This is a genomic window from Paenibacillus sp. ACRRY (assembly GCF_022346995.1).
Classification (GTDB): domain Bacteria; phylum Bacillota; class Bacilli; order Paenibacillales; family Paenibacillaceae; genus Paenibacillus.
On record NZ_JAKRNM010000008.1, the window covers coordinates 94028 to 106549 of the forward strand.

Here is a 12522-nt window from a genome sequence, read left to right on the forward strand (position 1 = left end):
TGGTAATCGCAGTTTTAATACTACTTATACCCAACCTTCCGCCAAAAAAAACATAAGTACGAATTCCGGCTTATCCAGCCGTATTAGAATGAGGAGTCCTCATATTCGCTTACACTGTTCATCCGCTCGTCTTCGGCGATGGACTGAATATCCTCGGAAGTGACACTGATGATGGTGTAATCCTCATTCTGCTGTTTCTTCACGGCTTTTTCCTTCATAAATCGGGGGCTGCCCTCCGCGGCATCCTCATCATAGACCAGCAGGATACCATCGCTTTTGCGCAGCAGCAAGTCATCCCGTGCTGTAAATTGCCATGGGCCGATGTAGGGCTGCTTGCTCACCGCTCCGTAGTAATCCACGCCCTGAAGGATGGTGCGGTAGTATTCCTGCTTGTCTTCCTTCCATTGTTCCTCCGGGTTCTGAAACGCAGTGATGATGGACAGCTTCAAGTGGGGATACGTCTTCTTAAGCTCAAGCACCACCTCGCAGGCCCACAGGTCCACACCATATTGTCCAGGGGTTAGCACCCATTCCAGCCCATCCTCCACAAGCGGCGTGAGGCGGGAGGAGATGGCCTTTTTGATGAAGGGAATCCCTTCATGTTTCTGTCCGAAAATTTGCAGTTCATGTGCCCGGTATCCGGTAATTAACAGGTTTTTCAGCGTAACTTCCTCCTTCTCAGCACGACTTGTCTTCTAGATGCCCAACCATCAAAATTAATTCGAAGCTGGCGCATCTGTACGGAAAGGATAAAGGAACTGCTTCGGAATATCCGTCTCGAATGTCATGAGTTCGTCCGTCGTAGGATGAATGAAGGATAACACGCGCGCATGGAGTCCAAGACGTCCGAGTGTTTTGGTGCGTGAACCATATTTCTTGTCACCTGCGATGGGATGTCCGAGATCTTCCATATGCACGCGGATCTGGTTTTTGCGGCCGGTTTCCAGCCGAACTTCGAGCAAGGAGAATTCACGGTTCGATTGCAGCCTTTTATAGTGTGTGACGGCATGCTGTCCATCATTGGGACGTGGACTGGAATACATCTTCAATGTTTTGCTTTCCTTCAGCCACGAGGAAATGGTACCCACCGGTTTGGCTACCTGACCTTCGACAAGTGCCACGTATACACGTTCCTGGACCTTGTCCTTCCAGTTGTCCTGCAGATTCTGCTTCACTTCTTCACTCTTCGCAAACATCATGACACCTGATGTATCCCGATCAAGCCGGTGCACGACAAATATGCGGTTCCGCGAATCGGTGCGGCGTACATGTTCGGTCAATTGTCGATACGCGGTAAGGTCGTCGCTGCGATCCGCAGCAATGGACAACAATCCAGCTTCTTTGCGAATGACAATGATATCATCATCCTCATGCAAAATCGTAAGTCCTGACATGGTAGGGGCGGCTACGGCGCCTTCCTTACTGATGGATACGATCTGCCCTGGTGTCAGCGCCTGATTAAACTTGGTAATCACCTTCTGATCCACGGATACTTGTCCACGGCCCAGGATGGACTTGACTGCATTTCGGCCTGATTTTAGATGTTGGAGCAGGAAGTTCAGCAGCTCATCCGGCTCAGTTACTTTATATTGGCGAGGAGGTTCCTGTTTACGATAATGGGCATTGCCCGCACGTTTAGGAGCACCTTTGGGTTTGGAAGCTGTCGAGGTTTTCGAGACTAAGGGCTTCTTCGATGCTCCACTATTAAGGGATTTGGAAGCCCCAGAAGACGAAGAGTTTGCTTTCGTGGAACGTGCTGCCGAGGCACCACCCGCTGGTCCTTTACCTTTGGCCGAGGGACGGCCTGTTGATCGATTGCGTTTATTCATGAATACTAATCTCCTTCTGAACAGCCTGTACCGCTTGTGTGCATACGATCCGTTCATTTCGTTTATGCAGTTCAATATACCATTAACCGGGTGCAAATAAAAATAGGTGGATCAAATCTGTTATCCATCCAAGCGAGCGAGAATTGAGATTCATAGAATAAGGTATCCCATAGCATTGGAGGTGTTACTCATGGGTGTATTCCTCGATATGAGAACTTCGATGAACTCGGGAACCGTAGGACAGCCCGGTTTATCTCTAGGTCCAACTCCAGAAGCATTTGGTTCAATTGGCCTTCAGACCCTTGGTGTTGTGAATCCCATTGTCACCTTGAATGGCACGGTTGGCGTTACCGGAGAACTTGGAGATACGTTCGTTGTAGAAATCGTACGTGGCCACTTATACGATCCATTCTTTTTAATCTATCGGGCTGAAGGCACGATAGGTCAGAACGGCGGGGCCGAATTTCATACGTTTACAGCGCAGGATCTGTCAGCGCCACCTGCTCTGGAAAGCGTGTATACTTCGTTTATTTCCGGAGTGTCTACGGCAGTGCGTACTGGACCGGAAATGTTCTACGGCATTGCAGCAACTCCTTAGTATTAGTTGTAACTCTTTCCACTGGATGTAGAGCGTTAGAATCCTGATTTGCAAGACCAGCAGAGTTTGCCTTATACCCGGAACAAACTAGTGATGGTGGTTCAAGATGGTTTGGCTCTCAAGGAAGTATCCTTGGATTCAGATGTACCAGAGAAGCAAAAATCCCGGCTCCAGGAGTCCGGGATTTTTGCTGTGCAGCGTGCGAGTGTGACGGTTTACTCCGTCAGGTTTCATTTATGCAGATCAGTTGGCACGACCTTTGAGAATGATGTTATTGGCCTTGCCAAAGTCGATTGCAACCTTACCCGCCAGTGCAGCTGTGCGTTCCGCCAGCACAACCGCGTTGACACCGCAGCAGAAGAGGGCAACGTCAAAAGCATCCCGGTTGGTTTGAATCCACTGAAGCGTTTCTCCCATCTGATCCCAGCTGTCAAAAGGCAATGCTGCTGCAATGTTCAGATGATAGGGTTCCTGGACCAGCATGTTATGCAGTGCCTCAAGCTCGCGGGTAACCAGCAGAATTCGTTGGCCTCCGAGCATCTCCCAGAAGCGAGGCGTCTGGGCCAATTCCCTGTTCACGCAGGCATGGCAAGTGAGGGCTGGAGAGATGCCGAAATGGGCGAACAGCACGTCGGTTAGCGGCCGTTTGAGATGATCGGGAGCTTTGATTGAACTGTCTCCGTAGGGAAGAACCCCTACGAGATCGGCCCGCTGCAAGGAGGCAGCTACTTCATCCCGGAGCTGTGTATTGGGTAGGGTAAGCCCTTTTTGCCCCAGATTGGCCTTAATGGCCCAGCGCTCTTGAAGAACCTGCTCCGTCGTCCATACCGTTTCCTGGGACATGACAATATTCTCGCCATCCCCAACGCGAACAAGAGAGAAGGGACGTTGTTCTCTGATCGCCGTTTCCAGCTGATCCAGCACACCATCCATCTCAAGATATTGTGAATTCATAGCAGCTTACGGACCTCCTTTGAAAATGGAATTGCTCTATTCTATGTTCGCGTTCCTTCAACGTTTTGTACGTTCAACCCGCAGGGGCAATCTTGGGGGTGTATATCAATCTATTTATATAGGAACTAGTGCAAGTGTCCGTACCGGTTCTATCTTCCTTTCATACGCTATAGAGTCGACTGCCAAAACTATGAAATGAATCTGTCTTCGGCGCAGGAAGATTGGCAGATTCGAATGAGGAGGAATGTTATGTCCAGGAAAGTCGTGATTGAGATTAATTTCAACAACTATGGGATGGATCCGCAGCGGCTTACGAGAGAATGGTTGGAGCGGAGAATGAGCATTTTTCGCACCTTTACCTTGCACTCTCTTAAGGCGCAGACAAATCAGGATTTTCTGACAGTTGTGAAGCTATCCAAGGAGTCGGGAGATTTGATGCAGGAGATTCTTGCCCAGCAGGAGCCACTTCCTAGCAACATTCGTTTTGGGACCAACATCGAGAGTGTGCGGGCAATTCTGGCCTTTGCAGAAGGATCGGAGTACGTCTATATTGCCCGTCTGGATTCAGATGATCTGTATCACCGGACCTTCGTACAGCAGCTCTATGACGTGCAACCACAGCCGCAGACGATGGCACTGATCAATCAGAACGGATACCTGTGGGACAGCGTGAATAACGAGATGGCCCCGGCATTTCACCGTTCACCACAATTCTATGTCTACTTATACAAAACGGCCGAGTATGCAGCGGGATACCGGGTGAAGCTCCCAGGCAGAGGTACGCATGGCAATGTCATCGATCTGCCGCACGAGCTGCTCGCTCCGCGCAATTATGTCAATATCGTTCATTCCAACAACACTTCGGTTAAGAAGGTACCACCAAAAGACCGGTTAAGCCGGGACGAGATGGATCAGGTATTACGTGAATTCATGATCTGACTAGGGAGGGATTCATCCATGATTAAAGGACAAACGATTCTGATCACTGGAGGAACAGGCTCCTGGGGTCAAAAGCTGACTGAAGTCCTGCTGGAACAGGACCCTGCCGAGATTCGCATCCTGTCGCGTAACGAATATGCCCAGATTGCCATGCAGCGGGAATTCAGCCATGATGCCCGACTGCGTTTCCTCATTGGGGATATCCGGGATTACCGGGCAGTGGAAGATGCGTGCAAGGGCGTGGACGTTCTTTTTCATCTGGCTGCATTGAAACATGTTCCAGTATGCGAGGACCAGCCGGACGAAGCGTTCAAGACGAATGTCATCGGTACGCAGAACATTATCCGGGCCGCGATCCGTATGCAAATTCCAAAAGTCATCGATGTCTCGACGGACAAAGCCGTAGATCCGATTAACGTATACGGCATGACGAAGGCGCTGGGTGAAAAAATGATGATTCGTGCCAATTGGCTGAGTGAACATACCCGGTTTGTCTGCATCCGCGGTGGTAATGTGCTGGGTACAAGCGGTAGTGTAGTGCCTTTGTTCCGTCGCCAGATTGACGAGGGTAAGATGCCAACGATTACGGATAAGGGTATGACCCGCTTTTTTCTGACTCGTACGGAAGCCATTCATTTACTACTCAAGGCAGCTGGAGCTGCGGTAGGCGGTGAGACCTTTGTGATGAAAATGAAAGCCTGCAAAATGACAGAGCTGGCGTCTGTCATGCTTGAATATGCCGGGCGACCGGCCTTCGACTATAAGGTTACGGGCATACGTCCAGGTGAGAAATTGCATGAAGTGCTGATTTCGCCTTATGAGGCGCCGCGTACCTATCAATACGATGAACAATATTACGTGATCCTGCCGCAGGAACCGGACAAGCGCCTGAGCGATGCATATCGTACACTGCCCCGAGTAACCTTCTCCGAGTACGGTTCGGACAGTGACTTGATGAAGCGGCAGGCCATTGCCGAATTTTTGCGTGCAGGCGGCTATATCGACTAACAAAGGGAGGCGGAGTGTTTGGAGATACAAACGATGCAAGACAGATTAAACAGCCGCTCCCTGAAAGCCGTCGTGATTGGTCTTGGTTATGTTGGACTTCCCATGGCGGTGGAGATGGCACAGGCCGGTTATCGCGTTCACGGGATCGATATAGATGCTTTCAAGGTGGCAAGACTGCGTGCGGGTGATTCCTATGTCATCGGAATTGAAGACGAGATCATACAATCGCTAACCCAAGCCGGGTTGTTTACAGCGGGTACGGATTATGCCGCAGTAACGCAAGCGGATGTCATTGTGATCTGTGTACCTACGCCGCTGACAGCTGATCATCAGCCGGATATTTCATATATTGCTGCAGCGGTGGATGGCATGACTCCTTATTTGAAGGAGGGGAGCCTGGTTATTTTGGAAAGCACGACGTACCCCGGCACAACGGAGGAGCATGTGAAGCAGCCGCTCGAAGCAGCCACAGGCTGGAGAGTAGGCGAACAATTTTATGTCTGTTACTCTCCCGAACGGGTGGACCCGGGCAGTGTGAACTATGGTGTGAAAAATACCCCGAAGATTATCGGTGGATCAACGCCTGCTTGCCTGTCCTATGGCAAAGAATTCTATGGCTCATTCCTCAATGAAATTGTTCCCGTCAGTTCAACGACGGTGGCCGAAACGGCGAAGCTGTTCGAAAATACGTTCCGCAGCGTCAATATTGCGCTGGTAAACGAGCTCACGCCTGCCTGTGAACAAATGGGCGTGAATATCTGGGAAGTGCTGAACGCGGCAGCAACCAAGCCTTTTGGCTATATGCCGTTCTATCCGGGTCCAGGCATCGGTGGACATTGTATCCCCATTGACCCCATATATCTGTCCTGGGCTGCTAACCGGCAGGGATCAGATCTGCAATTCATTACACTCGCGGATGCGACCAATCGGCAGATGCCAGAGCGTGTGGTTCAGCGTGCAGTAGAGTTGCTGAAACAGGCGGGTACGAGGGTTAAGGGGGCGCGCATAGTACTGGCAGGCATGGCTTACAAAAAGGATATTGACGACTTGCGTGAATCGCCGGCGCTGGACGTCTTCCGCCTGCTGAGCGCAGCGGGAGCAGAGGTTGTTTTCACAGACCCAATGGTACCGGTCTTCCGCAAGGATGATGGCTCTGTGCTTCAGTCTCAGCCTGCTGTGCCCGGCTTGTGGTCTTGGGCCGATCTGGTGATCATCACGACTGACCATTCGGGCTTCAATTATCAGGAAATGGCGGATCATGCAAAGCTCATATTCGATACTCGGAATGCGACAGCCGGGTGCCACGGAGGGCATATCGTGGTGCTGGGACAGCCCAATCGGACTGAGGCAGCAGTGTTGCAAAGTGTCCAGAAAGTGCATGATGCGCAAGAGGAACAAGTGAATGAAGAGGAGCAAGTAATGCAGAATGTAGATGAAGTTCAGGGTGCAGCCAAGGAAGAACCTGCACATCTTTCAGAGAAAACGGTGGATACCCATGGCGAATCATGATCGGGTAAGTGAACGGTATTATGGCGAGATCAACTCGGAAGATTCCCATGAAGCCACCCGGACCCGCATCCACTGGATGTGCCGGGAAACAACTGGCAAACGAATACTGGACGTCGGATGCAGTCAGGGGATTACCTCCATTTTACTGGCGCGTGAGGGGTTTCGTGTAACAGGGATCGATCTGGAGGAAGAGAGTATCCGGTATGCGCAGGCAGAGCTCGCCAAAGAGTCCAAACCTGTCCGGAACAATGTGGATTTTCGCATGCTGGACATTACCCAGTGGAAAGTAAAGACCACTTTCGATACCGTGCTGCTCGGAGAAGTGCTGGAGCATTTTGCCCATCCGGAGACATTATTGCTTCAAGTTCATCGACTGCTCCAGGAGGAAGGGACGCTGATCGTGACTGTGCCGTATGGCTATCATCCGTTTTATGATCACAAGCAGACGTTCTATGCAGGAAACCTGGCGATGTGCCTGATGCCGTATTTTGAAGTATTGAAACTGGAGGTTCATCATAAATATCTATGTTGCGTGGCCCGCAAGCGCCGGAAAACGCAGCTGCATATGTCGCCAACCCTGAAACAAGTAACGGAGTGGATGCAGCTGGATCATGTGCATTTTGCTGAGGTCGAGCAGAACCATCTTCGCCTGATGAAACTGCGCAAGAAGGCGCTGGACCAGGCGGTAGAGCAGGTGAAGCGGCTTCGTCGTCAGGAGAATGCGGAAGGGTAACGGGTGTAGGAAGAACCAACGAAATACGCGTACGACAGGAAGGGGCACGGGAACGTGATCACCATCAGTCTGTGCATGATTGTGAAGAACGAGGAACGCACGCTTGCGCGCTGTCTGGATTCGGTAGCCGGAATCACGGACGAGATCGTCATTGTGGATACCGGTTCATCCGACCGTACGATGGACATTGCTGCGCAGTATACCGACCGGATCTACACGTATGAGTGGATGGATGATTTTGCCGCAGCGCGAAACTACTCATTCGACCAGGCAACGCAGGAATATATCTTGTGGCTTGACGCGGATGATGTGCTGCTGCCAGCGGAACGGGCGAAGCTGGAGAAGGTGAAGCAGCAGCTGCCGTCCGAGGGGGAGACGGCAGCTGTGATCTTGAACTATACGCTGGCCGAGGGGCCGGAGGGGAGTCAGCTCGTGACGGACCGCAGGCTTCGCCTGGTCAAGCGGGATGCCGGGTGCCGCTGGCATGGCCGGCTGCACGAGCAGCTCAGCTCCCCGGCGAGTGGGGTCATTACGGCAGACATTGCCGTCACGCACCGCCGCGAAGCGGGCCATCATTCGGCGCGTAACGTGCGCATTCTGCGCAAATGGATCGCCGAAGAGGGCGTAGCCCAGGGTCGCCTGCTGTTCTACTATGCAGGCGAATGTTTTGACCGCCAGCGTTATGCGGCGGCGGCTCGGGGGTACGCGAAGCTGCTGGAGCAGCCCAGCGGCTATCGCGAGGATCGGCTCATTGCCTGTGCGCGGCTGGCAGAGTGTTATGAGCGGCTGGGGCAGCCGGGACGCAAGCTGGGTGCTCTGCTGCAGTCGTTTCAATACGATCTGCCGCATGCGGATTTCTGCTGTGCGATCGCGGCCTGCTTCCATGAACGGCAGGAGCTGGTCTCAGCGATCTACTGGTATATGCAGGCTGTAGATGTGAGCAGCCGCGATACGGGTCTGCGCCCGGTGCCCGCAGCCTGCCGCACCTGGCTGCCGCATGCACGTTTATCGCTCTGTTATGCCCATCTGGGCAATTGGGAACAGGCACTTAAGCATAACACAAAAGCCCGGGAGTTTCTGCCGAACGATCCCGGCCTGCTGGATAATCGTCAGAAGCTGGAAGTCATTTTACGCAAAGAGATTCGGAATCGGGAAGAGAAAGACGAGGCACAGTCTCGAACGTAGAAGAACAGTCGTGAAGGCAAGGATACAGTTTAATAGATGTGAAATAAGCAGTCCTGCTTGCCAAGATATTGGCGAGAGGGGCTGCTTATTGGTGTTCATTTACTTTTCCGGGGATAAACAATGTACATACTGGTCCTTCATGTGCAGGCTTTTGCATGCCCAGCCCCGGCCATCATAGATTTCGTCTTCGATGTTGAGCGTTATGGTCTCATCCGAGTATTTACTCCAGTTTTCGATCCGAAGTGTATTTTCGCTCTCCCATTCCAGATGGTTATTCCCGTGATGCTCGGCGCGGTAGATGGTTTTCACAATTGAGGCATCCGAACCATTCGTTTTCCTCACATCCACCCAAATGGTTACTCCACCGGCTGCACCGCCGTAAGGTACTCCGTATATCTCAGCTGTATATTCTCCATTCCGTGAAGGTATAGAATAGCTTAGTTCTCCCTGTTCGGAACGTTCAAATGTTGAGAAGTAAGGACGGAGGTTGGAATAGGCGACGAGCATGAATAATGGTATGAAGATCAATAAGGTGGTTGTCGTGAGGATGGGATGTCTGCGTATCCAGAGCTTACGGGACTTGGTTGTGGATGAACTCGAATTAGCCTGTTGGTGGCGTTCCATTGATGTTTTGCCTCCTTTGGAGTCAAATGACATGGATATGTAGGTGGTTTTATTCATGTGAATCATTTAAAAGCTGCATTTAATGATAATATCATAGGAATTGTTTTAATGATTACAATGAAGTTAAAAATATCCTAATATGAATGATATATCTAATAGAGGTGCTGCAAATGAATGAACCTACGCTGAAGAAAGCGATGGATACGCTGGAGTTTTTAAGTCAAGATCGAGAGGCGCGTCGTTTGTATGAAGAGCGACAGAAGTATTTGCATGACGAAGCCTCAATGATTGAGTGGGCTACTGAAAAGGGGATAGCTAGAGGACTAGTGGAAGGTGAAAAAAGAAAGGCGATTGAGATTGCAAAAAATATGCTCTCGTTAGGAATCGAAGTTTCGGTTATCGCGAAGGCCAGTGGTTTGTCGGAATCTGAGGTAGAAGCGTTGAAAGATTAAAGTGAAGTTACAAATTACATTTACAGTTAGTGTTCACAATTGCAATTTACAGATATAGGTTCCAAGGAACAGTTTGCTCACATATCTAATTGTATAAGTAGAGTGGACTACTCGGAGATGAGTAAAAGTTAGGTAAAAGAAAAAAAAGCAATCGTTTGTCCAAACAGGATGAACGGTTGTTTTTATTTTGGCGAAGCAGCTTCAAACGTTTTACAGTAAAACGCGGTTGCTCATTCGGGGCTGGCCCGTTAAACTAAAGGGAGCGGCGTTTTGCTTGACGGACAAGTCATGAGAACGCCATTTTGTTGTCAAGGATGCGGCAATGGTGCTGTGTTCGGATGTCAGAATCGGATGGGACCAAGCTGGTGGATGAACACCAGTGACAAGTAAGGAGTCTTTACATGAGTGTGCAAGCACCAACTTTAGAAGAAGCGCAGGGTCTCCTGCAAAAATATTATGGCTATCCCGACTTTCGCGAGGGTCAAAAAAAGATCGTGTCCAGCCTGCTTGAATACGAAGATACGCTGGGCATTATGCCTACCGGGGGCGGGAAGTCGATCTGTTATCAGATTCCCGCTCTGTTATATCCGGGGCTTACGCTGGTCGTTTCCCCGCTTATTTCATTGATGAAGGACCAGGTCGATGCACTGACGACCGCCGGCATTGCCGCCGCTTATATCAATAGTACGTTAAGCGGCAAAGAAGTGAATGATCGCATCCGCGCGGCGCAGCGCGGTGACCTGAAGCTGCTCTACGTCGCGCCGGAGCGACTGGAGCTGGACTGGTTCCGCGATGAGATGGGGCAGCTGCCCATCTCCTGCGTGGCTGTGGATGAGGCCCACTGTGTATCACAGTGGGGTCATGATTTTCGGACAAGCTACCTGGCGGTAGCGCCGTTTGTGGACAGTTTGCCGGAGCGGCCGGTAGTTGCGGCCTTCACGGCGACGGCGACGCCAGAAGTTATGGGCGATATCCTGCGGCTGCTGCGTTTGCAAGACCCGCAGACGTATGTGACCGGACTTGGGCGTGATAATCTGGCGTTTAGCGTGCTGCGCGGCGAGAGCAAGAAGGACTTTGTCCTGAATTATGCGCGCGAGCATGCCAGCGAGCCGGGGATTGTGTACGCCGCGACCCGTAAAGACGTGGACGATCTGCATCAGCGTTTGCTGCAGGCAGGCTTGCCGGCAGGGCGCTACCACGCGGGGATGACGGACGATGAACGGGCCCAGAGCCAGGAGCAGTTTTTGTACGATGATATCCGGGTGATGGTTGCTACAAATGCATTCGGGATGGGAATTGATAAATCCAACGTGCGTTACGTGCTGCATTACAGCATGCCGAAGAACATGGAGGCATACGTGCAGGAAGCCGGACGTGCGGGACGGGACGGAGAGCCGAGTCAATGTATTCTGCTGTTCGGAGCACAGGACATTATCACCCAGAAGTTTCTGATTGAGCAGAACCCGATGGAAGGCGACCGGAAACAAAATGATTATCGGAAGCTGCAGCAGATGGTGGACTACTGTTACACGACACGTTGTTTGCGCAGTGCGCAGCTGGATTATTTCGGTGAGGTTCACGAGGACAAGCCGTGCGGCATCTGCAGTTCCTGTACGGACGACCGCGAGCTGGTGGATATGACAATTGATGCACAGAAAATCTTCAGCTGCATTCACCGCATGCGCGAACGATTCGGTGTATCTCTGGTGGCGTCGGTGCTCAAGGGCTCGCGTGCCAAGAAAGTACTGGAGTACGGCTTCGATTCTTTGCCGACCTATGGCGTGATGGGTAACCGCACGGAACGCGAAATTGCCGAGATCATCAACGTCATGGTATCCGAAGGGTATCTGATGCTGTCCGAAGGACAATATCCGGTCGTGCGCTTACAGCCGCTGGCGGTGGAAGTGCTGAAAGGCCAGCGTGAAGTGATGCAGCGTGTGGTTCGCAAGACGGCGGCCACGGCTTCAGGTACGAACTATGGCGGACGTCGGGGTCGCGATGCGATGCCATCGGCGGTCAACGAGACGGTATTCGAGCAGCTGCGCCTGATCCGGCGCGATTTGGCGGCGAAGGAGCATGTGCCATCGTATATTATTTTCAATGATGCAACGCTTCGCGAGATGAGTGTGGTATGTCCGCAGACGGAACGTGACATGCTGATGATTAAAGGGGTCGGTGAGGTTAAGTACCGCAAGTACGGACTGCCATTCCTCGAGTTTTTCCAGAAGCAAACGGGCGAAGAAGTGGATACGGATGATGATGCCTTTTACGAGTATGAGTAAGTAAAAGGGCAAGGCTCCAATTCCGGAAATGTGCTTGTGAAATGATGGATGATGAATTTTGATTTGCGAATCGTGGATTGTGGATCGTGAACAGAACTTGAATCCAGTTGTTGGCGAGGCTATATGGGGTTGAAGTTTTTCGAGTGTCTCTATATGGTGGACGAAACGAGATGGATTGTCTTTCATAAGGTGGACATTGCTTTAGAAGAAAGCGATGGTTGGCTTACACAGGATATGGTTCCGATGAGTGTCTCTGGGTCTACATGTAGTAGATTGGAGGGACCCGGGGACTGGATGTCTTTTTGAAAAGGGTGTCCACCCTTTGAAAGACAAAATTGGAATATGTCCATGATATGTGGAATGGCTATTGATAGAGATTTAACACGAACAGCATCCGAGTCTGGGTGTC

Annotated in this window: 11 protein-coding genes and 1 pseudogene; 8 read left to right on the forward strand and 4 right to left on the reverse strand. The window is 51.3% G+C overall.

Annotated elements, in window-relative coordinates; all coding sequences use genetic code 11:
- Positions 1-83 precede the first annotated feature (83 nt).
- Positions 84-662, reverse strand: coding sequence for an SLOG family protein (locus MH144_RS23150; RefSeq protein ID WP_239304737.1), 579 nt, complete (start codon positions 660-662; stop codon positions 84-86).
- A 54-nt stretch (positions 663-716) separates the two neighbouring features.
- A complete protein-coding gene (locus MH144_RS23155) occupies positions 717-1829 on the reverse strand; it encodes an RluA family pseudouridine synthase (RefSeq protein ID WP_239304535.1) in 1113 nt (370 codons plus the stop codon).
- 190 nt (positions 1830-2019) lie between these two features.
- On the opposite strand from MH144_RS23155, the gene MH144_RS23160 reads away from it, so the two are divergent.
- Entirely contained in the window at positions 2020-2427 is a 408-nt protein-coding gene (locus MH144_RS23160; protein WP_239304537.1) for a hypothetical protein, read from the forward strand.
- 243 nt (positions 2428-2670) lie between these two features.
- Here the strand turns inward: MH144_RS23160 and MH144_RS23165 are convergent, their stop codons facing one another.
- On the reverse strand, positions 2671-3381 hold the full coding sequence (locus MH144_RS23165) for a GT-D fold domain-containing glycosyltransferase (RefSeq protein WP_239304539.1): 711 nt from the start codon (positions 3379-3381) through the stop codon (positions 2671-2673).
- 249 nt (positions 3382-3630) lie between these two features.
- Between MH144_RS23165 and MH144_RS23170 the strand changes: the two genes are divergently transcribed.
- Genes MH144_RS23170 through MH144_RS23190 form a run of 5 tightly spaced genes read left to right on the forward strand, consistent with a single transcriptional unit; the run spans position 3631 to position 8755 of the window.
- On the forward strand, positions 3631-4320 hold the full coding sequence (locus MH144_RS23170; RefSeq protein WP_239304541.1) for a glycosyltransferase: 690 nt from the start codon (positions 3631-3633) through the stop codon (positions 4318-4320).
- Between the two features lie 18 nt (positions 4321-4338).
- Positions 4339-5328 carry a polysaccharide biosynthesis protein gene (locus MH144_RS23175; protein WP_239304543.1) on the forward strand — a complete coding sequence of 330 codons (990 nt, stop codon included), beginning with the start codon at positions 4339-4341 and terminating at the stop codon, positions 5326-5328.
- A 33-nt stretch (positions 5329-5361) separates the two neighbouring features.
- Complete coding sequence (locus tag MH144_RS23180; RefSeq protein WP_239304545.1) at positions 5362-6837, forward strand: nucleotide sugar dehydrogenase; 1476 nt, start codon at positions 5362-5364, stop codon at positions 6835-6837.
- Positions 6824-7570: a class I SAM-dependent methyltransferase gene (locus MH144_RS23185; protein WP_239304547.1), complete on the forward strand. Its 747-nt coding sequence runs from the start codon at positions 6824-6826 to the stop codon at positions 7568-7570. The genes MH144_RS23180 and MH144_RS23185 overlap by 14 nt, the downstream gene beginning before the upstream one ends.
- A gap of 54 nt (positions 7571-7624) precedes the next feature.
- A complete protein-coding gene (locus MH144_RS23190; RefSeq protein ID WP_239304549.1) occupies positions 7625-8755 on the forward strand; it encodes a glycosyltransferase in 1131 nt (376 codons plus the stop codon).
- A gap of 99 nt (positions 8756-8854) precedes the next feature.
- Here MH144_RS23190 and MH144_RS23195 read toward each other — a convergent pair whose 3' ends face one another.
- The gene (locus tag MH144_RS23195) at positions 8855-9379 is read right to left on the reverse strand and encodes a DUF5412 family protein (RefSeq protein ID WP_239304551.1); all 525 of its coding nucleotides are present in this window, start codon (positions 9377-9379) and stop codon (positions 8855-8857) included.
- 158 nt (positions 9380-9537) lie between these two features.
- Here MH144_RS23195 and MH144_RS23200 point away from each other — a divergent pair.
- Positions 9538-9831 (forward strand): annotated as a pseudogene (locus tag MH144_RS23200) (Rpn family recombination-promoting nuclease/putative transposase); the annotation flags it as partial.
- A 401-nt stretch (positions 9832-10232) separates the two neighbouring features.
- On the forward strand, positions 10233-12113 hold the full coding sequence (gene recQ, locus MH144_RS23205; protein WP_239304553.1) for a DNA helicase RecQ: 1881 nt from the start codon (positions 10233-10235) through the stop codon (positions 12111-12113).
- The last annotated feature ends 409 nt before the right edge of the window (positions 12114-12522 follow it).